The organism is Paenibacillus sp. GCM10023250 (assembly GCF_042653205.1).
GTDB lineage: Bacteria > Bacillota > Bacilli > Paenibacillales > Paenibacillaceae > Paenibacillus_Z.
The window spans coordinates 60,588-82,093 of the sequence record NZ_JBHSHY010000017.1 but is presented as its reverse complement, the minus strand read 5'-3'; the positions used below and the strand labels follow the sequence as shown (position 1 = coordinate 82,093).

General features: G+C 61.5%; 21 protein-coding genes. 15 read left to right on the top strand and 6 right to left on the bottom strand.

Annotation, left to right across the window (positions count from 1 at the left end; all coding sequences use genetic code 11):
- The first annotated feature begins 73 nt into the window (after positions 1 to 73).
- The 4 genes from ACFPB1_RS15140 to ACFPB1_RS15125 all read left to right on the top strand — a co-directional run bounded on the left by ACFPB1_RS15140 (position 74) and on the right by ACFPB1_RS15125 (position 4,162).
- The gene (locus tag ACFPB1_RS15140; protein ID WP_379226696.1) at positions 74 to 1,015 is read left to right on the top strand and encodes a hypothetical protein; all 942 of its coding nucleotides are present in this window, start codon (positions 74 to 76) and stop codon (positions 1,013 to 1,015) included.
- Positions 1,016 to 1,385: 370 nt separating this feature from the next.
- Entirely contained in the window at positions 1,386 to 1,955 is a 570-nt protein-coding gene (locus tag ACFPB1_RS15135; RefSeq protein WP_379226694.1) for a TetR/AcrR family transcriptional regulator, read from the top strand.
- A 314-nt stretch (positions 1,956 to 2,269) separates the two neighbouring features.
- Positions 2,270 to 2,797: an NAD(P)H-dependent oxidoreductase gene (locus tag ACFPB1_RS15130; protein WP_379226692.1), complete on the top strand. Its 528-nt coding sequence runs from the start codon at positions 2,270 to 2,272 to the stop codon at positions 2,795 to 2,797.
- Positions 2,798 to 2,986: 189 nt separating this feature from the next.
- Positions 2,987 to 4,162, top strand: coding sequence for an MFS transporter (locus ACFPB1_RS15125; RefSeq protein WP_379226761.1), 1,176 nt, complete (start codon positions 2,987 to 2,989; stop codon positions 4,160 to 4,162).
- A gap of 211 nt (positions 4,163 to 4,373) precedes the next feature.
- On the opposite strand, the gene ACFPB1_RS15120 is transcribed toward ACFPB1_RS15125, so the two are convergent.
- Positions 4,374 to 5,264: a M15 family metallopeptidase gene (locus ACFPB1_RS15120; RefSeq protein WP_379226690.1), complete on the bottom strand. Its 891-nt coding sequence runs from the start codon at positions 5,262 to 5,264 to the stop codon at positions 4,374 to 4,376.
- A gap of 374 nt (positions 5,265 to 5,638) precedes the next feature.
- Here ACFPB1_RS15120 and ACFPB1_RS15115 point away from each other — a divergent pair, with 374 nt between their 5' ends.
- The 4 genes from ACFPB1_RS15115 to ACFPB1_RS15100 all read left to right on the top strand — a co-directional run bounded on the left by ACFPB1_RS15115 (position 5,639) and on the right by ACFPB1_RS15100 (position 6,785).
- Entirely contained in the window at positions 5,639 to 5,833 is a 195-nt protein-coding gene (locus tag ACFPB1_RS15115) for a hypothetical protein (RefSeq protein ID WP_379226688.1), read from the top strand.
- A gap of 106 nt (positions 5,834 to 5,939) precedes the next feature.
- A complete protein-coding gene (locus ACFPB1_RS15110; RefSeq protein WP_379226686.1) occupies positions 5,940 to 6,158 on the top strand; it encodes a hypothetical protein in 219 nt (72 codons plus the stop codon).
- 65 nt (positions 6,159 to 6,223) lie between these two features.
- The gene (locus tag ACFPB1_RS15105) at positions 6,224 to 6,421 is read left to right on the top strand and encodes a hypothetical protein (RefSeq protein WP_379226684.1); all 198 of its coding nucleotides are present in this window, start codon (positions 6,224 to 6,226) and stop codon (positions 6,419 to 6,421) included.
- Between the two features lie 13 nt (positions 6,422 to 6,434).
- Positions 6,435 to 6,785 carry an MmcQ/YjbR family DNA-binding protein gene (locus tag ACFPB1_RS15100; protein ID WP_379226682.1) on the top strand — a complete coding sequence of 117 codons (351 nt, stop codon included), beginning with the start codon at positions 6,435 to 6,437 and terminating at the stop codon, positions 6,783 to 6,785.
- A gap of 170 nt (positions 6,786 to 6,955) precedes the next feature.
- Here the strand turns inward: ACFPB1_RS15100 and ACFPB1_RS15095 are convergent, their stop codons facing one another.
- Positions 6,956 to 7,741, bottom strand: a complete 786-nt coding sequence (locus tag ACFPB1_RS15095; RefSeq protein WP_379226680.1) for a lipase family protein — start codon at positions 7,739 to 7,741, stop codon at positions 6,956 to 6,958.
- Positions 7,742 to 7,977: 236 nt separating this feature from the next.
- Here ACFPB1_RS15095 and ACFPB1_RS15090 point away from each other — a divergent pair, with 236 nt between their 5' ends.
- Positions 7,978 to 9,147, top strand: a complete 1,170-nt coding sequence (locus tag ACFPB1_RS15090) for a PP2C family protein-serine/threonine phosphatase (protein ID WP_379226760.1) — start codon at positions 7,978 to 7,980, stop codon at positions 9,145 to 9,147.
- Positions 9,148 to 9,445: 298 nt separating this feature from the next.
- Here ACFPB1_RS15090 and ACFPB1_RS15085 read toward each other — a convergent pair whose 3' ends face one another.
- The 4 genes from ACFPB1_RS15085 to ACFPB1_RS15070 all read right to left on the bottom strand — a co-directional run bounded on the left by ACFPB1_RS15085 (position 9,446) and on the right by ACFPB1_RS15070 (position 12,448).
- A complete protein-coding gene (locus tag ACFPB1_RS15085; RefSeq protein ID WP_379226678.1) occupies positions 9,446 to 10,642 on the bottom strand; it encodes a magnesium transporter CorA family protein in 1,197 nt (398 codons plus the stop codon).
- A 193-nt stretch (positions 10,643 to 10,835) separates the two neighbouring features.
- Entirely contained in the window at positions 10,836 to 11,606 is a 771-nt protein-coding gene (locus ACFPB1_RS15080) for a sigma-70 family RNA polymerase sigma factor (RefSeq protein WP_379226758.1), read from the bottom strand.
- The gene (rsbW, locus tag ACFPB1_RS15075; protein ID WP_379226676.1) at positions 11,606 to 12,082 is read right to left on the bottom strand and encodes an anti-sigma B factor RsbW; all 477 of its coding nucleotides are present in this window, start codon (positions 12,080 to 12,082) and stop codon (positions 11,606 to 11,608) included. Before rsbW ends, ACFPB1_RS15080 begins: the two co-directional genes overlap by 1 nt.
- Before the next feature lie 42 nt (positions 12,083 to 12,124).
- Positions 12,125 to 12,448 (bottom strand): STAS domain-containing protein, encoded by a 324-nt coding sequence (locus ACFPB1_RS15070; RefSeq protein WP_379226673.1) that lies wholly within the window; start codon positions 12,446 to 12,448, stop codon positions 12,125 to 12,127.
- A gap of 172 nt (positions 12,449 to 12,620) precedes the next feature.
- On the opposite strand from ACFPB1_RS15070, the gene ACFPB1_RS15065 reads away from it, so the two are divergent.
- The 6 genes from ACFPB1_RS15065 to ACFPB1_RS15040 all read left to right on the top strand — a co-directional run bounded on the left by ACFPB1_RS15065 (position 12,621) and on the right by ACFPB1_RS15040 (position 21,505).
- Entirely contained in the window at positions 12,621 to 13,154 is a 534-nt protein-coding gene (locus ACFPB1_RS15065) for a general stress protein (protein ID WP_379226671.1), read from the top strand.
- Between the two features lie 191 nt (positions 13,155 to 13,345).
- Positions 13,346 to 14,401, top strand: coding sequence for a LacI family DNA-binding transcriptional regulator (locus tag ACFPB1_RS15060; protein WP_379226756.1), 1,056 nt, complete (start codon positions 13,346 to 13,348; stop codon positions 14,399 to 14,401).
- A gap of 480 nt (positions 14,402 to 14,881) precedes the next feature.
- Positions 14,882 to 17,854 carry a beta-galactosidase gene (locus ACFPB1_RS15055; protein WP_379226669.1) on the top strand — a complete coding sequence of 991 codons (2,973 nt, stop codon included), beginning with the start codon at positions 14,882 to 14,884 and terminating at the stop codon, positions 17,852 to 17,854.
- Positions 17,855 to 17,857: 3 nt separating this feature from the next.
- The gene (locus tag ACFPB1_RS15050) at positions 17,858 to 18,844 is read left to right on the top strand and encodes an ABC transporter permease (RefSeq protein ID WP_379226668.1); all 987 of its coding nucleotides are present in this window, start codon (positions 17,858 to 17,860) and stop codon (positions 18,842 to 18,844) included.
- Between the two features lie 11 nt (positions 18,845 to 18,855).
- Positions 18,856 to 19,767, top strand: coding sequence for a carbohydrate ABC transporter permease (locus tag ACFPB1_RS15045; RefSeq protein WP_379226666.1), 912 nt, complete (start codon positions 18,856 to 18,858; stop codon positions 19,765 to 19,767).
- Between the two features lie 142 nt (positions 19,768 to 19,909).
- On the top strand, positions 19,910 to 21,505 hold the full coding sequence (locus ACFPB1_RS15040; RefSeq protein ID WP_379226663.1) for an ABC transporter substrate-binding protein: 1,596 nt from the start codon (positions 19,910 to 19,912) through the stop codon (positions 21,503 to 21,505).
- The last annotated feature ends 1 nt before the right edge of the window (position 21,506 follow it).

Sequence of the window (21,506 nt, the reverse complement as noted above, 5' to 3'; positions counted from 1 at the left end):
TTTTAACCGGAGCCGCATCCGCGCGGCCGCTCCCGCGTATATACAGCGAGCGATACGAGAGGAGCGATGGGCGATGGTGGAATACGGACCGGACCGATTGGCGGAGGCGAAGGAACGGATGCACCGGCTGGAGAAGGCGCAGCGGCGGCAGGAACAGCTGCGCAGCCGGCTGCGGGAAAAGGAGAAGCAGATCATTGAGCTGGAAATGAAGCTGGAGGCGGAGCAGGCGGACGTGGAGAAGCTGACGCGGATGTCGCTCGCGAACCTGTTCCACACGCTGCTGCGAAGCAAAGAAGAGCAGCTGGAGCTGGAACGCCAGCAGGCGCTGGCCGCCGCGCTGAACCTGCAGGAGGCCAGACAGGCGGAGGCGCAGCTGAAGGCCGGCATCGTGGACACCGGCGACGAGCTCGCGGCCTGCGCGAACGCTGAGGTCGAGTACGCCCGGCTGCTGGCCGAGAAGGAAGCGCTGCTGCGGACATCGGCATACGCCGCCGAGCTGGCCGAGATGGAGGCAGATATTGCCGACCGGTCGATCGCGGCGAAGGAGCTGAAGGAGGCGCTCACGGCCGGACGGCGCGTGATGACGTCGCTGGAGGATGCCTCGCACAGCCTGGATAAAGCCGAGGGCTGGGGCAATTGGGACCTGTGGGGCGGCGGCGGAATCATCAGCACGCACATGAAGCACGAGCACGTCGACGCCGCGAAGGTGTCCATGAATAACGCCAACCATCTGATGCGGAGCTTCCGCGACGAGCTGGCGGACCTGGACCGGACCGTGGACGCCGGGATCGACATCAGCGGCTTGCTCAAGTTCGGGGATTATTGGTTCGACGGCCTCATTACGGACTGGATCGTACAGAAGCGGATCCAGGAGGCGCAGAACCAGACGCTGCGGGCGATCAGCGAGGTCCGCGCCGTCGTAAACCGGCTGCAGTCGGAATTCGCGGTCGCGGATGCCGCGCTGCAGAACGCCCAGGCGAAGCGCGTCGCCTGGATCGAAGCGCAGCGGCCGTAGCGGCCGCGAGGCAGCGCCGCTCCCGCGGCTGAGCGCCGCCGTGAGATAACATTTTAACGGGGCCATAAGGCCCCGTTTTCCTTGCCAGGACTGGGTTGCGGCAATGCTGATTTCTGATGTCATCGCGGCACGGCCAGGCGACAAACGTAAGGACTCCGCCAAGACAAGAAGCTAGTCTGTCCTTCCCCGTCCGCTCGTCATAAACATAGCCACCGTTGGGAATACTACCCTGGAATGACTCGCCTCTACCATTATCCGTTTTATGCAATCTGTGATAAAATTCATGTTGTCACCGTTCCAACTCAACTGGTTAGGCGGATATTGAGCGATATTGAGCACGGGCAAAAGTAAACGCAAGGGGCGTGTCGAAATGTTGAAACTCCAAGAGATTATTAAGGTTTCCAGAAGCATCATTTATTATAAGGGCTACCAAGCTACGTCGATCAGCGACATCTTGGACGGGGCTCACATCGGAAAAGGCCAGTTCTATCACTACTTTTCATCCAAGCGCGACCTCGGTCTGGCCGTCGTCGATGATCTGGTCAAGGAATGGGAAAGGGATGTATTTGAAGGCATATTCGCAGCCGATCTTGATCCCGTCGTGAAACTGAATAAAATGCTGGACAGGACATTGACCATCCATACGGACGAAGAGTCGGGTTGTCCCGCGGGTAATCTTGCCATCGAGATGAGCGAACACGACGAGACCTTCAGGCTAAAGGTCCACTATATATTTGATCGTTGGATTTCATCGATTGAAGGCGCGCTGAGTGAGCTGAAAGAACGGGGACATTTAACGTCGGACATCGATGCCAAACAGCATGCGCGAGCCATCGTATCGATGATCGAAGGCGCCATTTTGCTTAAGAAGAGTCAAAAAGAGGTCGGCTTTCTCACCAACGCCATCGCGTGCATTCGCGCGCAATATAGGCTCTCATGAGAGCCTCATTGCTTCCGTTTATTTCCATTGCGCGTATGAAGCGTGTTTGTTATGATCATTCTGTACCGAACGGTAGGTACAAAATAAATGATCATGAAGGGAGGAATGGAGAGTTATCGGCGCCATTCCGTACCTATCGGTAGGTACAGAATTTGCAGCGTAAGTTCAAGCGGCTGAAGCGATTTGTTCGCGCCTGGAAGGTGCTCCGCCGCGACGCACGGCTTAAACGGGCTGCACGTTAACGACGGGAACGTCGAAGATGAACGATATAGAAGTTCTAACACTCAAACTTACTAGATGAATGGAGCGATCACATGAAATTACTCGTCATTGTTACCCACCCGAATATCGAATCGTCTGTTTGGAATCAGGCATGGGTGAACGAATTGAAAAAACATGATGAGATCACGATTCATGAATTGTATAAAGAATATCCGAACGAGATTATCGACGTTAATCGGGAGCAACAGTTAGTCCTAGCGCATGACCGGATTATTTTCCAATATCCGCTATACTGGTACAGCGCGCCGCCGCTGCTGAAAAAATGGTTCGAAGCCGTGCTGCTGTACAACTGGGCATACGGGCCCGAGGGAACGAAAACGGCCGGCAAAGAAATCGGGGTCGCGTTCTCGTATGGCGCGCCTGAGGATGCGTATCAACCGACCGGTTCCAATCGCTTCACGCTGGAAGAAATATTGGTTCCCGTCCGAGCACTTGCCAATTATATCAGCGCCGTGTACCTGCCTCACTTTGCGTACAACACGTTGGACTTATCGCGCTTGGCGCAAAGCAGCAAAGATTATGTACGGCATATCACGACGGTTAAGCCTTTTGTCGTATGAATACGTAAGTATTGATGCCTTCATGGATATGGTTTGTCCCTGTTGCCGGATGGAGCGGATGCCGAGGTTCACTTGAACCCCGGCATCCGTCCAATAGACGAAGACCGCCGGAAGGTGACGACCGGGGTCGGTAAGCCCCGGTTTCCATCATGCAAAATATATATAATTGGGAGATGCTTGATATTGGGGATGAAGAATAGGAATCCATGGCTTGCTATTATTGCAATTGCGTTAGGTGCGTTCTCTATTTCTCTTGCGGAGTTTTTGCCAGTCGGTCTTCTTTATGAAATCAGCCTAAGTTTTGATGTATCGGAGGGTACTGCTGGTATTACGGTAACGTCCACTTCGATACTGGCGGCCATTGCGGGACCGATTCTTACGATAGCTATCGGACGCCTGGATCGGCGGGTAGTGGTGCTCGGCTTGTCGTTGCTTCTTATTGTATCGAATGTGTTTTCAATGATTGCAACCCATTTCTTTGTGCTAGTCATTGCGCGAATTATCCTAGGAATAAGCGTTGGAGGATTCTGGGCTGTGGCTATGACTGCTCAAGCAAAGTTAGTTCCGCAAGAGAAGATCGCAAAAGCTACCTCGATTGTTCTCGGAGGATTTGGGATCGGAACGGTCATAAGTGTTCCATTAGCGTCTTTTATGGCCACACATTTTGATTTGAGAATCGTTTTCGTTGTAGGATGCTTACTTGCGATTGCTGTTTTCATCATCCAACTCATTTTACTTCCAAGAATTCCGATGGATCAGGGAGTTCGTGGAAAAGACTTCTTAGAGCTTATGAAAATAAGGAAAGTACTAACGGTCTTTGTTATTGCGATTCTCACTGTGGGTGGTCAATTTGCAGCCTACACGTATGTAACGCCGTTTTTCCAAAAAGCGACTGAAATCGGCCCGGATCTGCTCAGTGCGATACTGCTAGTCTACGGGCTTGTTTCTTTCCTAAGCAATTTTGCCGCTGGTTTCATAGCCGGACGCAGCCTCAAGGGATTGCTGGTGGGGACCGTTATTATTTTCCTTATTTCACTACTGGGCATTTCACTGTTTGAAGATAACGTTGTAATTTCAATCATTGCTTTCATTATTTGGGCGATCGCCTGGGGAATGGCTCCCTTAGGTCTGCAACTATTGGTTTATTCAACCGCTGGGAATGCGATAGAAGCCATGAGTCCGATCTATGTGGGGATTTATCAATTGTCTGTCAGTTTGGGAGCTTTGATAGGCGGTTTGGTGGTCGATACGACCAATGTAACCGGCGCGATGTGGCTGGGAACGTTCTCTTTTGCATTGGTACTGATCCTTCTTACGTTTACCTCAACGGTCAATAACCGTTCACTGGTCAGTCGAACAGAGTAGGGCGCACGTTTTAAGGCGTTCACGGCGTTTCATTGCTCTAACGGGTCACGGCAGCTCAATAAAGACACGAAGGAAGCCGTGTATAAATAAACGCAAGCGGTGGAGGAGTACATCTATGATGACAACATCCACCGCTTTCAAGAATGTCTACTTACGGGAATATGACCAAGCAGGACAGTCTTTTTGGGGTATGACGCCCGCCGGCCGCCGCTTAGAACCGGGCCAGGTAGGCTTCCAGCGTCAGCCCGAGCTTGTGAATGTCCTTCGCGACGGAGACACCGACGTACCGGACGTGCCAGGGCTCGTACATATAGCCGGTCTCCTGCTCCTTGCCTTGCTCGAAGCGGATGATAAAGCCGTACTCCGCGGCATGTTCCTTCAGCCACTTGCCCTCCTTGGTCTCGCCGTAGCTCTCCTCGAGGCCGTAATGGACGCTTGCGCTGGAGACGTCCATGGCGAGGCCGGTCTGATGCTCGCTTTGGCCGGGATGGGCGCTGAAGGTGTTGGCCTCTTCTTCGCCGTGCGTCTTCGCGTAGGCGTTGAAGATGGACTTCTGCGAGGCGTACGAACGGTAGCCGGACACGGCCTTCAGCTCGACACCGTCCTGCTTCGCGCCGGCGAACAGCTTGCCGAGCGCTTCGGCGGCGACTTTGCGCATCTGCTGCTTCGGGTTGTCGCCGGAGAAGGAGAACTCGACCGGCGCTTTCACGAGATCGGGCGGCACGTAGCCGGGATCGAGCTCGCGCTTCTTGTTGACGAGCACGAGCACGCTGGTCGGGTTCGTGACGAAGGCGGTGCCGCCTCGCGTCACCGTCGTGCGCGAGGCCGCGTTGTCGTACAGGAACTGCTGGAATTCCGAACGGCCGGCGATCGACGCAGGCTGCGTGGGCGGGTTTCCGTTCGCCGGTGCGCCGGCCGTTTGCCCTGCGCCTCCGTTCGGCTTCGTGCCGGAGCCGGACGCGGCTTCGCCGGCGCTGCCGGCCGTGGCGTCCCCGAAGAAGCGGTCGTACGCAGGTTGCAAGTAGGTCGTTCGGGTTGCGATGACGGCTGTCCCGAGCGCGAGGCCGAGAACGACGACGGGAATCAGTACGGTTTTTCTCAAGGGGTTCCTTGCCTCCCAGGTTTTGCTACAGCCCTGCTTGCCGCGGCATGCGGGCGTTTCTAGTTTATCTAACGAATATTATAGGGGGATTTGTTACGCTTGTACAACGCGGGGACGGCCGCTATGCTTTGGATGCGGGTCGAATAGCTGCAAATGGTGCGAGAATTTGTCGATCGGCGGCAGGACGCCCGAGGATAAACGGCATCCAATTCGACAAATCGGGATGAGCCGGCAAGGGTGCTCCGCCCCTCGTTTCCCCTCGACTCCCTTTCGTCGCCGTCCCCCTTGTCCCAGCTTCTTTTACAAAGCGCCGTCCTTCGCGCTACAATGGGAGGACGAACCGTGCGCGGGCGAACGAAAGGGAGGTGCGGGCGATGACGGAACCAAACGGGCCGGCGGGGCCGGCCGCTTCGGCGGAGGAGCGGCTCGCGGCCGCACTCGCGGAGATCGAGGCGCTGCGCGAAGACAAGCGGCGGCTGCAGCGGGAGGTCGTCCGGCTGCGCGGGCTGCTTCGCGGCGGCGACAAGGAGCTGCGCTCCACGCGGCTGAACGAGGCGCTGCGCGAATAAGCGGCGAGGGGCTGCGGGAAACGGGTGCGAATCTGCGCCTGGATACTGGAAAGCAAGGCGAAAACGCGATACAATACGAGTAGTACAATCAGGCGAGGTGATTTCAATGTCCGACAACCAAACGACGCCGGAATCGCAGGAGCAATCGTTGGATCAACCGAAGAAGATTTCCCTGGCGGATGCCGTGAAGCAGAAGCTCGCGCAGAAGAAGCAGGAGCAGGCGAACGGCGGCAAGCAAAAATTCGGTCCCGGCGGCAACCAGCAGACGATGAAGAGCCAGAACACGAAGAAGGTCAACAACCAGCGCAAGAAAATGGGCGTATAACGAGTCACCGAAAACTGAGGGCGATCGCCGCCTTCAGTTTTTTTATCGATAAGGGGGAAACGGACATGATGCGAAGTAGTATGGGTATCGGCGTCGGCGAACGCCATGCGCGGATTGTGCTGGACAGTTATCGCCGGCTGACGGGCAAACCGCTATTGGAGACGGAGGGCCGCATCGAGCGGGCGGCCTTCTGGAATCCGCGCGACGATTCTCGCGCCTATTACGGACAAGCCGCGGCATTCGCTGGCTATACCCAGCTGTAAGGGGGTGGCGCGGATGCAGCCAATCGTCGATTACTGCTTGTCCCTGAAATGCGCGGAGAAGGACTACCCGTTCGGCCCGGAGCCGCTCGTCATGAAGGTCGGCGGCAAAATGTTCGCGATCATCGCGGACAACGTCGTGTCGCTGAAATGCGATCCCGTCATTGCCGAAAATCTGCGCGAGCAGCACGCGGCGGTGAAGCCGGGCTACCACTTGAACAAGAAGCACTGGAATTCCATCACAGTCGACGGCTCCCTCCCGCTCGATGACGTGTTCGCGATGATCCGGCACTCCTACGAGCTCGTCTTCAAGGGGCTGCCGAAGGCCGAACGCCAGCGGATCGACATGCTGCTGCGCCAGCCGTAGCATGTCCGCTAACGCTGAGGACCGTTCGCGGGAACGACCGCTTCTTGGAACGGCTAACGGCGCGGAACACCGCAAGGCGCCACGCTGCGCGCCTTCGCTGCGCCGCCCTTAAGACGCGAAGGCTGCAAACCGGCTCGCGGCGCGAGCCTGCGTCTCTCTCTCGTCCGGCGCTACTTCAGCGGACACCAGCCCGGCGGTCCCGAGCAGATCGTGGCCGCAAAGTCTGGCGCGTCCTTGGCCAAATCGGCGAAATAGCTGCCGATGATGTGATTGTTGCCGATGGATCCGTTCCGGAAGCTCCGTTTTACTTCCTCTTTGAGATGCAGGTAATAATAGGTCTTATCCGTCTTCGGCGACGTATAGACCAGCGGCGGCAGGTGCGGCACGACGTCGAATTCGTTCTGGATCCGGTACGAGACGGGCACGGAGGCGTTGTATCGACGCACGAAGCTCGGGTCGCCGACCCTGGGCGCGCCGAACGTGTAGGTAATCAGGCTGGCCGGTTTGCGGTTGACGGCGATATCGGCCGACGCCAGCGTGGCCAGCGCGCCTCCGAGGCTGTGACCGGTCACGAACAACGGCTTATGTTTGCCGGTTTGGTCGAGCAGCTTGAAGATCGCGTCCCGCGCCGACAGGTAAACCTCGGTGAACCCGCGGTGCGTCATGCAGCTTTTGCCGACCAGCTTGAAGGCCACTTGCTGCGCGATCATATCCGTAATCCAGTCCGTCGGCGATCGGGTGCCGCGAAAAGCCAGGATGACGGCTCGGTCGGATTCCAGCACGAAACCGAACGGCTCTTCGTTTCCGGTGTACGAGGCCGCACTGAACGATCCGACGAGGGAATAGCCATTCGGCGTCAGGAACGGTCCATCGTTGTCGTACTGTACGTACGTTTGATTGCACACCGCTGCCAGGTAGATGGCCGTTCGCAAGTCCATCGTGCTCTTGGTGGTCATGGATCTGCTCCCCCTTCATCGTATATCACATTGTATGAGGAGCTGGGCCGGCGTGCTTAGGCGCTCGCCCTTCGTAGGCGAATTCCCGTTTCAAGGCCCGGGAACGGGGGTAATGAAGAAGAACGCTCGGCGAGGTACGGCAGGAACGAGGCGTGCACGGAATTTCATAGCGTGGGGGCATTGCTGAAGTCATGAACAAATTGACGGGACGGGACGGCGGCGCAAGGCGGTGGAACATGCGCATTGCCGTCGTGGACGATAATCCGATGAACATCACGGTGGTCAAGGAGATGCTGAAGCGGGCGGGCTATTCCGACATTCGGACGGCGGCAAGCGGCATGGAGCTGTTCGGCATGCTCGGCTTGGACGCGGGCGGCAAGGAGCCCGAGGGCAAGCCGGGGGACGATAACCACGGCATCGATTTGATCTTGCTCGATCTCATGATGCCCGGCGTGGACGGCATCGCGGTTTGCGCGCGCATCCAGGAGTCGCCGCGGCTGAAGGATATTCCGATCATCATGGTCACGGCGATCGGCGATTCCAAGAAGCTGGCCGAGGCGCTCGACGCCGGCGCGATCGACTACGTGACGAAGCCGATCAACCGGATCGAGCTGCTGGCGCGCATTCGCGTCGCGCTGCGCTTGAAGGAAGAGAAGGACTGGCACCGCGAGCGCGACCGCCGGGTGAGAGAAGAGCTGCAGCTGGCGCGGGAGGTGCAGTACGCGGCGCTGCCGCAGCCGGTGGACGACGAGGGTGTGGCGATCGACGCGGTCTATCGGCCGTCGGAGGAGCTGTCCGGCGACCTGTACGCCTGGCACCGGATCGACGACAGCCGGTACGGCATCGCCGTCATCGACGCGATGGGCCACGGGATCAGCTCGTCGCTCGCGAGCATGTTCATCGCGTCCGTGCTGAAGGACGCGATGACGAAGCAGGTGGAGCCGAAGCGGGTCGTGCGCGAGCTGAACCGCCGCTCGCAGCAGCTGCAGTTCGCGGACCAGCTGATCCAATATTATTTTACGGGGCTGTACATGGTCGTGGACTTGAGCAGGGGCGTGCTGGAGTACGTCAACGGGGGCCATCCCCCGGGGCTGGTCATCCGGGCCGACGGCAGCATCGAGCATTTCAAGCTGGGCGGGGCGGCGATCGGCTTGTTCGACGAGATCGCGACGGAGAAGCACGCGCTGGAGATTCGGCCCGGCGACCGGATCCTGCTGTTCACGGACGGCCTGTACGATCTGGTCGGCAGCGATTACGAGGAAGAACGCGAGGCGAGCTTGACGGAGCTGCTGCGGCCGTTCGGCGGCGGAACGCCGGTCCAGGCGCTGGAGGAAGCGCTGTTCGGCGGCGAGCAGCGGGAAGCGGCGTCCGACGACCGCTGTCTGGTCGTGGTGGACATCAAATAGACGCTTGGCATGAGCGTCTAGCAAAGGTGTGCCGGAAGCATGTAAATGCCGGCTATGCCTGACATCTTCGCGAGACGGGGCGGGGCGGGGCGGATGCACCGACAGCAATCGGCATCACAAAGAGGGAGCTTCCAAGGCCAACCGTAGAAACGGATTGGACCGGGAAGCTCCCTGTTTGATTTGTGTATGTGATTCATCGTCTCCGGCGAGGCAGCCGGCCAGATCGGCAGCGCGGTGAGGGACCTGCCTGGTCGGCCGCGCCGGTAGCGGCCTGCGGGCAGCGCGGCTCGGGCTCGGGCTAACGGCTTGATCGCGACGGGAGCGGCGGGGGATCCTCGCCGCCTCCATCCGGCGTCGTCACGGTCGTCTTCGTCCGGACCGGCGCCCGGCTTCGGCGCGGCAGCATCGGCTCGTCTCCGCCGGCCGCCCGTTCGATCCGGTCGGCCTCGGAAGGTTCGAGCCGCGACGCGCTGACGATGTCGCCCCGCGATCGGCCGTTCAGCAGGTCGCCCGTCCAGCCTTTGCGCCACAGCCACCAGTAGATGAGCAGCGTGGTGACGACGATGACGCCGCTGACGGTGATGAAGCCCCAGCGTTCCTGAGCCCACGGGATTTGGTCGAAATTCATCCCCCAGACGGCGCCGATGACCGTGGCGGGCATGAACAGGGCGGTGAAGATCGTGAGCGTCTTCATGATATCGTTGCCCCGGAAGTTCGAGATGGCGTCGTCCATCATGAGCAGCGTGTCGATCTCCATCGCGTAGTGGTTGAGCAGGTTCTGCACCCGATCCATTCGGAGCTCCATCCGCTTGAATTCCTCCTGATCCGTCAGCTCCTCCAGGAACGCTTCCTTGGCGGCGCCTTGAATCTCCTTCATCGGAATGAACAGGTGGCTCCAGTGCAGCAGCTCGTAGCGGCGCTCGAAAATGACGTTCATGAGGCCCGTCTTGTTATGGCGGCTCATGCGGAGCTCCAGCTCGCCGAGCCGCGTCTCGAACCGGTCGAGGCCGGCGTGGAACGTCTCCAGAATGCTGCCGAGCATGACGAACAGCGCTTCCGGGGCGGTCCGGCAGCGGTGCAGCTTCTCGTTCCACGGATCGAGCTGCAGCCGAAGGGACAGGCGCATGTCGTGCTGGTACGTCACCAGCTTGCCGCGCGTGACCCGGAAGTGGAGGGGCTGGATGTCGCCGTTATCCTCCGACGCCTGGAACATGAGCGTGCCCTGCAGGACGGGCTCGCCCCCCGGCAGCTCGGATACCGATATTTGATTGTGCTCGCAGCCTTCCACGTCCTGCAGCCAAGAAGCGTACTCCGGGTGCGCCTGCCGGACGTCCAGCTCGGCCTCGTCCGCGAAGGCGGCGCGATCTTCCCGCTGCGCCTCGGCATGGCGGGCGCCGTCTTTCTTCCTGCGGCTCAGACCGGAGACGGCCGGTCGTTTGGCGTGCAGCATGTGCCATTCCCATTCATATGGAAATTGCAGCAACCGATGCATCATGGTCGGGGCCTCCTGCTTGTCCGTACGTGCTCGAACCGATTAGTTCCATCATAACGCGAATTCGCCGGCAAGCACAACTCGCAGGCGGCAAAATGCGACCATTCGGCCGCATGGGGCGCATTCGCCGGGACGCAAAAGAAGCACGTCCGGCCCCGGCGTTGCCGGGGGCGGCGTGCTTCGCGGCGGGCGGCCGTCAATCCTCGCGCTGCTCGCCCAGCAGCGCCTTCAGCTTGTCGATGGCGCGCCGCTGGATGCGGGAGATGCTCATCTGCGAGATGCCGAGCTGATCCGCGATATGGCGCTGCGGCAGCCCTTCGGAGTAGGCGAGCATCAGCACCCGCTGCTCCTGGGGCTTCAGCTGGGCCATGGCGGCCTGCAGATCGAGCCGCCGGTCGACGTTCTCGAAGTCGTCGTCCGGGGAGCCGAGCAGGTCGCCGAGCGACGTCGCGTTGTCTTCCTCGGAGATCGGCGTATCGAGCGACACGTAGTGGTACAGGTCGCGTCCGGCGAGGATCTCCGTCGTTTCCTCGACGGACAGGGCCATCTGCGCGGCGATTTCCTCGACCTTCGGCGAGCGTTCCAGCTTGACGGTCAGCTCGTCGATGGCCTGCTGCACGGCGATGCCCTTCTCCTTGATCCGGCGCGGCACCTGGACGTACCAGGACTTGTCGCGCAAATAATTTTTCATGTGGCCGATGATGCTCTTCATGGCATAGGGCTCGAACTGCACGCCGAGCGAGCTGTCGAATTGGCCGAACAGACGCAGCAGCGCGATTTGGCCCACTTGCATGAGGTCCTCGTATAGGTCGGGGCGGTTGCGGGAGATTTTACCGGCCGCCATCCGAACCATGGGCTCATAATGCTCGATCAGCTGTGCGGCGATTTCGTTGGTGGGGCTGTCCTGATAAGCGATGATGAGTTCGGCGCCGGTGACGGTCGATTGCTTGGCCGGCTGCGGGCTCATCACAGTTCACCGCTCTTGACTAATCGCTTGGTCAGTACCACTTCCGTTCCCATGTTGCTGTTCACTTCGACGTCGTCCATCAGCGCTTGCATCAGATACAGTCCCAATCCCCCGGCTTGCAGTTCGTCGATCGACTTGCCGTTCACCGGCTGCGCCCGGCGCGCCGCGGCGGCCGCGTCGAAGCTCCGCCCGTCGTCCTTCACGACGATCGACAGCGCATCGTCGCGCTTCACGAGCCTCACCTCGATCCGCGGCGCTGGCATCGGCGCCTGGGCCGCCTCGCCCGCGCTCAAGTCGCCGTACGCGTACAGCACCGCGTTGTTGCAGGCCTCCGACACGGCGACCTTCATGTCCTCGATCTCCTCGTAGGAGAACCCCATTTTGACCGCTAGTCCGTACAGGGTCAGCCGCACCAAATCGATATATTCCGCGGATGCGGGCACCTGTAAAGTAATGACCTCTTCCTTTACGTTCATGTTGGTCTCTTTCCTTTCTGCTGGTTCGCCTCCGAGGGCGAATTAGGCTTGTTTGAGAAGGAACGGCGTAATGCCGGTCATGTCGAACAGCTTACGGATATGCGGCGGCACGGCTTCCACGGCGAACGGCGCGTCCTTCGCGTGGCGTGCCTTCAGGACGGAGACCAGGATGCCGATGCCGGTGCTGTCGACGTAGCGGAGCTCGCGCAAATTCAGCACGAGCTCGCGGTCGTCCAGCTCGATCAGCCGCGACATGACGGCTCTCATGTGCACGGCGGATTCCAAATCGAGCTCGCCGCCAATATAGACGGTACACCTGTCTGTTTGGTTTTCGGTTCGTACGAACAGTTTATCGGTTTGCTTCATCGTCACGACGCTCCTGTACATGGATTTGCCTCTCGTTATGGGATGATTACCCTGGCGGACCGCCGCTGAAACAAGAAGCGGCCGGGTAGAAATATGTTCTAGTGTAACCGATTGAATCCTGCGCAAACAGGGTATACCAAGCTTACCCGATCAAATATTGGAGGCGATGGACATGAGCTACAAAATCGCGATTTACGATACCCCGAACGACGCCATCCTGGCCATTCAGGCGCTGGAGCAGGCGGGCTTCGTCAAGACGGACCTGACGGTCATCGCGAAGAACCGGGAGAATACGCGCCGGATCGAGAACGAGACGGACGTCGACGCGGACGAGCTGCAGGACCTGACGGACACGAGGCAAGCGGCGGATCAGCATGGGTTGGACGATCCGCGGGTCGTGGCGCCGATCGCGGCTTCGCCGGGGCTGACGATGACGGGCCCATTCACCGGCGGCATGGCGTACCCCGGCAATTCGTTCGTGGCGGCCGCCGCGTTCCTGGACGACGACGACAGCATGGACAGCGCGCTGCACGATCTCGGCGTGCCGGGCGGCGACGTCGAGCCGTGCCGGGAAGCGATCGCGCGCGGCGGGATCATCGTCGCGGCCGAGATCGGCAGCGACGCGTCGAACGGCGGGCCGGACTTGACCCGCGGCGGCGAGGCGGAGGCGGTCTTCCGCAGCACTGGCGCAACGCGGATATTGTAGAACGCCGGCCGCGAAATAACGCGAATCCGGTCGAACCCGGCCGTGCCAGGCAGAGCGCATCGCTCGCGGGCACGGCCTCTTCGGCGTGCGCAAACGGCCATTTACAACGGCGAAATCTCTCTGCTATGCTAGTGGAAAACCGTCCGCTTAGGACGGATTTTCCATTTGGAGGCCAAGAGGGAGAAACCATGATGAAAACGGTAACCGTATACGACATCGCCAAAGAAGCCAACGTCTCCGTCGCGACGGTTTCGCGCGTGCTGAACAACACCGCTCCCGTAAAAGCCTCCACCCGCCAGCGCATTCAGAGCCTCATCGACAAGTACCAGTTCCAGCCGAACGCCCTCGCCCGCAGCCTGATCAAGAAGGCGACCGGGATGATCGGCATCATCCTGCCCGACATCACGAACCCGTTCTTCCCCGAGGTGCTCGCGGGGCTCGAGCAGGAGGCGCGTAAGGCAGGCTATACGTTCTTCCTCTGCGACACCGGCTCCTCCAACCAGGACATCAAGGACCAGTATCGGCGCGAGTCGCAGTACCTCGGCATCCTGACCGAGAAGCAGGTGGACGGCATCATCATGATCGGCGGGCGCATCGACCTGCTGCACTGCGGCAAGGAGATGGCCAAGGAGGTAGCCGAGATCAACAAGCGCGTGCCGATCGTCCTGATCAACGGCAACCTGCCGGGCGCGGCGTTCCATCGCGTCGTCGTCGACGAAATCGCCGGCGTCGAGCGGGCGACGGAGCATCTCATCGGCCTCGGCCATCGCGACATCGCCTTCATCGGCGGCTATCCGCAAATGTCCAACACGGCGCGCCGGCTGGAAGGGTTCCGCACGGCGATGGAACGGGCGGGTCTGCCTGTGCGCGAGGAGTGGATCAGCCACGGCGGCTTCTCCGTGAACCGCGGGAAGGAGATGATGGACCGGCTGCTCGGACTCGAAGGCCGGCGCCCCACCGCCGTCGTCTGCGCGAACGACCTGGTCGGCATCGGCGCGATCAAAGCCGCGGTGAAGGCCGGGCTCGAGGTGCCGCGCGACGTGTCCATCACCGGCGTCGACGACGTGCCGATGGCGGCGAACCTCATTCCCGAGCTGACGACGCTGTCGCTTCGATGCGTGGAGCTGGGCCGCACGGCAGCCCGCGTGCTGCACAAGCTGATCTCCAAATCCGATAGCGTCGAGCTCTTGACGACGCTTCAGCCGGAGCTCATCGTGCGGGAGAGCACGGCATCGGCGCCTCGATAAGGGCAGTAAATTTTTCTGGCAGCCCCATTGACAGCGCTGTCATGTTGCGGGTAAACTTCAAATCAAGGCGGCCCTGATGAAACGGGTTTCATTTTTGACCCGGAATGAAATGGGTTTCATTCTTGTCGAAGACGGGCCGCAGCCGCATCGAACGTCCGACCCGGCTTCGAATTTCCGCATCCAACCGCCATCCACGGCAGCACGCATTTATCTTACCAACCATCGTCCATCACGCTGCGGACTCGCCGGCCCGGCCGGTCATCCGTCCGCCGCGGCAGCATTCCTTCAACGCCGGAACATGGCTTAACCGCATAGCAACCATACGGCTCGCACGCAGCCGACCGCACCGATACACGCGCATGACCGGAATTGAGCAAGTTCGCTTCTCGTTTAATCCCGTATGTCGACGTGTATTTTTTTTCCTATTTATGAAACGGGTTTCATAAACGCCATTCAAGCCGAACCTCGGGAGGATTCCGCATGAACATGGACACGACGCACGACACGGCGCTGCAGCTCGGCGCTTCATCTCTGCGCATCGGCGGCCAGGCCGAAATTGTGCTTTGTGCATCGCTCTTTTATTTCCGCCTTCCCCGCGCGCAGTGGCGCGAACGGATGGAGCAGGTCAAAGCCTGCGGCTACAACGCGATCGACGTGTATTTCCCGTGGAACTACCACGAGCTTGAAGAAGGACGCTGGGACTTCGCCGGCGAGCGCGATGCGGAGTACTTCCTGCGGCAGGCCGCGGAAGCCGGCCTCTGGGTCGTCGCCCGGCCGGGCCCGTACATCTGCTCCGAATGGGACGGCGGCGGCTTGCCCGCGTACCTGTTCGCGAAGCCCGGTCTGGTCATCCGCAGCGCCGACCCTGCGTACATGGAAGCCGTCAAGCGCTGGTACGACCGCATTCTCCCGCTGCTCGCCCGGTACGAGGCGAACCGCGGCGGCACAGTCCTCTGCGTGCAGCTCGAGAACGAGCTCGACTTCTACGACTGCCCGGATCCGGCAGCCTATATCGCGGCGCTTCGCAACCTGGCTCTCGGCGGCGGCATCACGGTGCCGCTCATCGCGTGCGCCGGACAGGGCGGGCTGTACGAAGCGTCGGGGCTGGTCGACGGCGTCGTGCCGACATGCAACTTCTACCCGAACGACCGCGACCCGACGTTCGAGAATAAGGCGGCGTCCTACGAACGGCGGCTCGCCGGGCTGAACCTGCCGCTGCTCGTGACGGAGACCAACCGCTCGCACTTCCTGCTCCGGCGGCTGCTCTCCTGCGGCGCGAAGCTGCTCGGGCCGTACCTGCAGGCGTCCGGCACGAACTTCGGCTTCACGAACGGCACGAACAATTGGGGAGACCCGCTGGCGTTCATGACGTCCGATTACGATTTTCACGGCATGATCTCGCCGGAGGGTCATCTGCGCCCGGAAGCGCTGGAAGGCCGGCTGCTGCGCCGGGTGATCCGGACGTACGGCGACGCGATCGCGGAAGCGGCTTCGGCGCCGGCGGCGGAGATTGCCGGCCTGGAGCGGCGCGCCGGCGAACCGGCGGGCGGCGCGCTGCTGGAGCGGACGCTGCGGCTGGCCGGCGGCGGGGCGCTGCTGTTCCTCGCCAACGTCGGCGGCGAGGCGGAAGCCGTCTCGCTCCGGCTGGCGGACGCGGCCGGCGGCGCGCGGAGCATCCCGCGGGCGTCGCGGCTCCGGAGCGCGCCGATGCGCTGCGCGATGCTGCCGGCCGGCGTGCCGCTCGCGCGCTGGGGCGTGCCGGCGGGCACGCTCCGCTACGCGACGGCAGAGCTGTCGGACGCGCACCGCTCCGCCGACGGCACCGTGCTCGTGTTCCACGCGGAACACGAGGGCGAGATCGCGCTGGCGCTCGGGGCAGCCGGGCCGGCGGCGGACGCGAACGGCGCGGTGGGCGGCGCGGCTGCCGATGCGGCGAGCACCGCGGACGCGCTCGCGGCCGAAGCCGCGGCATCGGCGTCGGCGTCCTGCATGACGGTGCAGGCGATGGACGGCGAGCTCGTATTCCGCTTCGAGGCCGTCCCCGGCCAAGCCGCGTCGGCGACGCTCGGCCTCGCCGGCGGTCGCCGGCTGACGCTGGTCGGCCTGGCGCGCGAGGACGCGCTGCTGCTGGCCGGCATCGGCGACGACGGCGGCTTGCGCTTCCAGCCGCCGGCCGATTACGACGACGCGCCGCGCGACCTGCGCGTCGGCTGGACGCGGCGCGATGCGGAGCCCGCGCAGCCGCTCGCCGCGGAGCCGGCGGTGCCGCTGCCGGCGGCCGAGCCGCTCGAGGCCCATGGCGTGTACCGCGGCTTCGCCTGGTACCGCGCCGCGAGCGGCGTGCCCGAGGGCCGGCGCGCCGAGGGCTTGCTGCTGCGGCACGGCGCCGACGTCGTCTCGCTCTACGCGGGGGCCGGCTACGTCGGCACGTGCGCGCCGGGCGGCGGCAGCCGGTATCTCCCGGCTGGCGGGACCGTCCGCATCGGCACCGGTGAGCGCTTGACGGCCCGGGTCGAAATTTGGGGCCATACCAATTTCGACGATCCGCGGCTGCCCGGGCTGCGGCTGAACAGCCTGAAAGGGCTGGGCGGCCTGACGGCCGTGACCGCGAAGCGGCGCCTGACGTCCAACTGGCGCGTGCGCAGGATGGGGGACCGCGCGCTGCTGCCGGAGCTGCTCGGCCCGGATTGCGACGATGCCGCGTGGCCGGTCATCGCTTTCGGCGGCTGGCTGTCGCCGGACCATCCAGCCTTCGAATATTACCGCCGGCGCTTCGCCGCGGATGGGACGGCGGATGCGTTCACGCTGCACTTCCAGGGAATACGGTCGATCGCCCATGTCTATGTCAATGGAGCTGCGGCCGGCCAGGTGCATCCGTTCGATCCGTATGTCGACATCTCCGCATTCGTGCGGCCCGGGGAAGACAATCTCATCGCCGTCTTCCTCGAACGGGTGCTGGGCCTGCCGGCCGGCGACGTGATCTTATATGAAGGGAACGCGTCGCGGGACTGGACGCTGTCCTCCTGCGAGGAAGCGGGACTGCTCGAGCACGCGGAGCGGCTCGCGGCCGGCGCCGCGGCGGCGGAGCTCCCGGTCGAGCTGGCGCCGGGCGGCGTCGCCTGGCTGTACGGGGCGCTTCCGGAGGAAGCCGGCGGCGTCCCGGGCGGCTGGCGGGTGCGGGCCGCAGGCAGCGGACTGAAGCTGACGGCGTTCCTCGGCGAGACGATCGTCGGCCGGCTGTGGACGGCCGGGGGCGCGTCGTCGCCCAGGCCGATATTCAGCGGCGGCGACCAGACGTCGTTCTACTTGCCGGGACCGTGGCTGCGGGAGCGGGAGGGCGGCGCGCGCCTGACGCTGCTGCTCGAAGCGGTCGAGACCGGCGAGCCGGGCAGGTTGGAACGGCTGACGTTCGTGCCGGCCGGCGAGCCGAAGAAGCGTACCGAGGAGGGATAAGCGATGAAAACGATCACGCAGCCAAGGGCGGCGGCCGAAGCGGCGTCCGAAGCGGCGGTCCGCCCGCGGGCGGACCGCGCCGGCTGGAAACGGTTTTGGAACAACCGGATGCTGCTCCTGATGTGCGCCCCGGCGGTGCTGTTCTTCGCGATATTCGCGTACCTGCCGATGCCGGGCCTGTACTTGGCCTTCATTAAATACAACTACACGGACGGGATCTTCAAGAGCCCGTTCGTGGCCTTCGAGAACTTCCGGTTTCTGGTCATGACGGGCGATCTGTGGAGGCTGACGGTCAACACGATCGCCTACAACCTGGCGTTCATCGTGCTCGGCAATCTCCTGCAGATCTTCGTGGCCATTCTATTGAACGAGCTGCGCAAGAAATGGTTCAAGAAAGTGTCGCAGACGATCATGTTTCTGCCGTTCTTCATTTCGTTCGTCATCGTCGGCCTCATCGCGTACAACATTTTGAGCTACGATTACGGCCTCCTGAACGTGATCCTGAAGTCGCTCGGCGCCGATCCCGTGAAGACGTACTCCAATCCGCACATTTGGCCGGTCATCATCATCGTCACGTTTTTGTGGCAGTCCACGGGGTACGGCTCCATCGTCTACTTCGCGGCGATCATGGGCCTCGACTCCGAGGTAGTCGAAGCCGCCGAGATCGACGGCGCCAACGCGCTGCAGCGCATCCGGTACATCGTGCTGCCGTGGCTGAAGCCGACCTTCATAATCCTGCTGCTGTTCTCGCTCGGCGGCGTGCTGCGCGGCAACTTCGGCCTCTTCTACAATCTGGTCGGCGCGAACAACACGTCGCTCTACTCGACGACGGATATTATCGAGACGTACGTCTTCCGCTCGCTCATGAACAATTTCAACTTCTCCATGGGCAGCGCGGTCAGCCTGTATCAGTCCGTCTTCGGGTTTGTCGTCGTCATCACGGCCAATTGGCTGGTGAAGAAGACGTCGCCGGATAATTCACTGTTCTAGGAGGGAGAACCATGCAAGCTGAAGCTGCCCGCGGACGCATCCGAAGCGATGCGGCGTCCTTGTTCGTCAGAGCTTTTGGTTACGCTTTCATCGGGTTATTCGCCCTATGCTGCCTGCTGCCGTTCCTGCTCGTGCTCGGCACGTCCTTCACGAACGAAGGCACGATCGCGAAGCACGGCTTCAATATATGGCCGCGGGAATTCTCGGTGTTCGCGTACAAGATCGTCTTCGAGAATCCCGATCTCATCCTCGGCGCCTACGGCGTGACGATCTTCATCACGGTCGTCGGCACGGCGGCCGGCCTGTTCCTGGTCGCGATGACCGGTTATGCCCTGCAGCGGCCGGACTTCCAGCAGCGCAACGCGATCTCGTTCTTCATCTATTTCACGACGCTCTTCTCCGGCGGCATCGTTCCGTTCTACCTGCTCGTCAAGCAGTACCTCGGCCTCGGGGACAATTACTTGGCCGTGCTGCTGCCGGGGCTCATGAGCCCGTTCCTCATCATCATGATGAAGAGCTTCACGAAGTCGATCCCGCACGCGATCACAGAATCCGCCAAGATCGACGGCGCCGGCGATTTCACGATCTTCCTGCGCCTCATCCTGCCGATGGCGACCCCGGCGCTGGCGACGATCGGCCTGTTCATCGCCCTCGGCTACTGGAACGAATGGTACAACGCGATGCTATTCCTGTCGCCGGACATGAAGTACCGGCCGCTGCAGCTGTTCCTGTACAACGTCATCACGAGCGCGGACTTCATCCGCAACTCCTCCGCGGCGTCCAACGTGCCCCTGCGCGACATGCCGCTGGAGTCGATGAAGATGGCCACCGCCGTCGTCGCCACCGGGCCGGTCATCCTGTTCTATCCATTCGTGCAGCGGTACTTCATCCAAGGGATTACCGTCGGCGCCGTGAAAGGGTAAGGTTCTCAGCGCGATCCGCAATGAATGGCCGCAGGGAAGCGCGGCGCCGCGCCGACCTGTTCCATAGCCGGCACGCGAACGGCACACGTCCGCGGACGGCGCAGTATCCATGTCATTCCAATCAATGGGGAGGCTAGAAAGAATGAGACACGCGAAGAAATGGGCAGGACTCGTATTGGCGCTCATCCTGGTGCTCGGCTTGGCGGCATGCGGCGGCAACAGCGGCAACGACGGCTCCGGGAATTCGGCGGACGCCGGCAGCGGCGGGAATGCGGGCGGCGACAGCGCCGGCGGCATCGACACAAGCAAGTTCGAGACGATCACGTACGTGGTACTCGGCGACAAGCCGAAGAACGGCCAGCTGGAGAAGGTCATGGAGAAGGTCAACGCCATCCTGAAGCAGAAGGTCAACGCGGAGCTGCAGTTCAAGTGGGTGGAATGGGCGGACTGGCAGACGAAATACAACCTGCTGCTCGCGTCCGGCGAGCCGCTCGACCTAATCACGATCGGCACCGACTGGCTCGACACGTGGGGCAACGCGCAGCGCGGAGCCTTCCTGCCGCTGAACGATCTGCTCGAGAAGTACGCGCCGCTCACGTACGCGGAAATTCCGCAGGAGGATTGGGACCAAAGCAAGTTCAAGGACGATATCGTCCTCATTCCGGAAGACCACTACACGCAATGGGTCAACCACGGCATCTATTACCGCGGCGATTGGGCGAAGCAATTCGGCATCACGCAGCCGATCACCGATTTCGAGACGCTGGGGAAATACCTTCAAGGCATCAAGGATAATATGAAGGACGTCATTCCTTGGGATACGAACGGCACGAACGGCACGCTGTACACGGGCTACGCGACGGCGTACACGGACAATATCGAGCTGCCGATCGCGACCGGCTACGCGGGCGTGTTCTACGGCAAGTCCTACGACGAGCGCTACACCGTCGACAGCCCGATCTTCAACGACAAGTTCATCGATTTCGCCAAGCTCATGAAGCAATGGGGCGACGCCGGTTACTGGCGCGAAGACGTCCTGAACTACAAGGGCGACACGGCTACGGCGCTTAAAGCGGGACAAACGGGCACGGATTCGCATCATACGCAAACCTTCAAAGGGCGCCGCGTCGAGATGGATAAGCAGCAGCCGGGCTCCGAGCTGCAAATGTTCTCCTACTCCGACACGCGCGGCAACCTGATCTCCATGCCGATCACGCACGGCGGCACGTCCGTCGGCGCGCGCAGCAAGCATCCGGAACGGGCGCTCATGGTCTATGACTTGATCCGCCAGGATCCGGAGCTGTACAAACTGATCAACTACGGTATCGAAGGCGTGCAGTACGAAATCAAGGACGGCATCCGCACGCGCCCGGCAGGCTACGACGAAGCGAAGGACGGCTTCTACACCGACTTCTGGGGCGGCCGCGTCGACAAGAACGAAATTCCGTCGGACACCGACTGGAGCGGCATCGGCGAGATCTACAAGAAGTACGACGCGATCAAGAAGCCGTTCCCGTACGGCAAGTTCGTCTTCGACAAAACGAACGTCGACGCCGAAATGACGGCCATCTCCCAAGTCATCGGCGAGCAAATGCCGGCCATCCTGTACGGCAAGGCGGGCGATCCGGAGAAGGCGGTCCAGGCGCTGCGCGACAAGCTGAAGGCGGCGGGCTACGACAAGGTGAAGGACGAAATCCAGAAGCAGCTCGACGCGTTCAAGGCGTCGGAGCAAGGTTAAG

Coding starts and splice junctions, on each gene's coding strand:
- ACFPB1_RS15095 (WP_379226680.1), bottom strand. CDS start 7,741: ATGACCACCAAGAGCACGATGGACTTGCGAACGGCCATCTACCTGGCA.
- ACFPB1_RS15060 (WP_379226756.1), top strand. CDS start 13,346: ATGAAAACGGTAACCGTATACGACATCGCCAAAGAAGCCAACGTCTCC.
- ACFPB1_RS15080 (WP_379226758.1), bottom strand. CDS start 11,606: ATGAGCCCGCAGCCGGCCAAGCAATCGACCGTCACCGGCGCCGAACTC.
- ACFPB1_RS15090 (WP_379226760.1), top strand. CDS start 7,978: ATGCGCATTGCCGTCGTGGACGATAATCCGATGAACATCACGGTGGTC.
- ACFPB1_RS15135 (WP_379226694.1), top strand. CDS start 1,386: ATGTTGAAACTCCAAGAGATTATTAAGGTTTCCAGAAGCATCATTTAT.
- ACFPB1_RS15115 (WP_379226688.1), top strand. CDS start 5,639: ATGACGGAACCAAACGGGCCGGCGGGGCCGGCCGCTTCGGCGGAGGAG.
- ACFPB1_RS15130 (WP_379226692.1), top strand. CDS start 2,270: ATGAAATTACTCGTCATTGTTACCCACCCGAATATCGAATCGTCTGTT.
- ACFPB1_RS15050 (WP_379226668.1), top strand. CDS start 17,858: ATGAAAACGATCACGCAGCCAAGGGCGGCGGCCGAAGCGGCGTCCGAA.
- ACFPB1_RS15045 (WP_379226666.1), top strand. CDS start 18,856: ATGCAAGCTGAAGCTGCCCGCGGACGCATCCGAAGCGATGCGGCGTCC.
- ACFPB1_RS15070 (WP_379226673.1), bottom strand. CDS start 12,448: ATGAAGCAAACCGATAAACTGTTCGTACGAACCGAAAACCAAACAGAC.
- ACFPB1_RS15040 (WP_379226663.1), top strand. CDS start 19,910: ATGAGACACGCGAAGAAATGGGCAGGACTCGTATTGGCGCTCATCCTG.
- ACFPB1_RS15105 (WP_379226684.1), top strand. CDS start 6,224: ATGATGCGAAGTAGTATGGGTATCGGCGTCGGCGAACGCCATGCGCGG.
- ACFPB1_RS15100 (WP_379226682.1), top strand. CDS start 6,435: ATGCAGCCAATCGTCGATTACTGCTTGTCCCTGAAATGCGCGGAGAAG.
- ACFPB1_RS15125 (WP_379226761.1), top strand. CDS start 2,987: ATGAAGAATAGGAATCCATGGCTTGCTATTATTGCAATTGCGTTAGGT.
- ACFPB1_RS15085 (WP_379226678.1), bottom strand. CDS start 10,642: ATGATGCATCGGTTGCTGCAATTTCCATATGAATGGGAATGGCACATG.
- ACFPB1_RS15055 (WP_379226669.1), top strand. CDS start 14,882: ATGAACATGGACACGACGCACGACACGGCGCTGCAGCTCGGCGCTTCA.
- ACFPB1_RS15065 (WP_379226671.1), top strand. CDS start 12,621: ATGAGCTACAAAATCGCGATTTACGATACCCCGAACGACGCCATCCTG.
- ACFPB1_RS15110 (WP_379226686.1), top strand. CDS start 5,940: ATGTCCGACAACCAAACGACGCCGGAATCGCAGGAGCAATCGTTGGAT.
- rsbW (WP_379226676.1), bottom strand. CDS start 12,082: ATGAACGTAAAGGAAGAGGTCATTACTTTACAGGTGCCCGCATCCGCG.
- ACFPB1_RS15140 (WP_379226696.1), top strand. CDS start 74: ATGGTGGAATACGGACCGGACCGATTGGCGGAGGCGAAGGAACGGATG.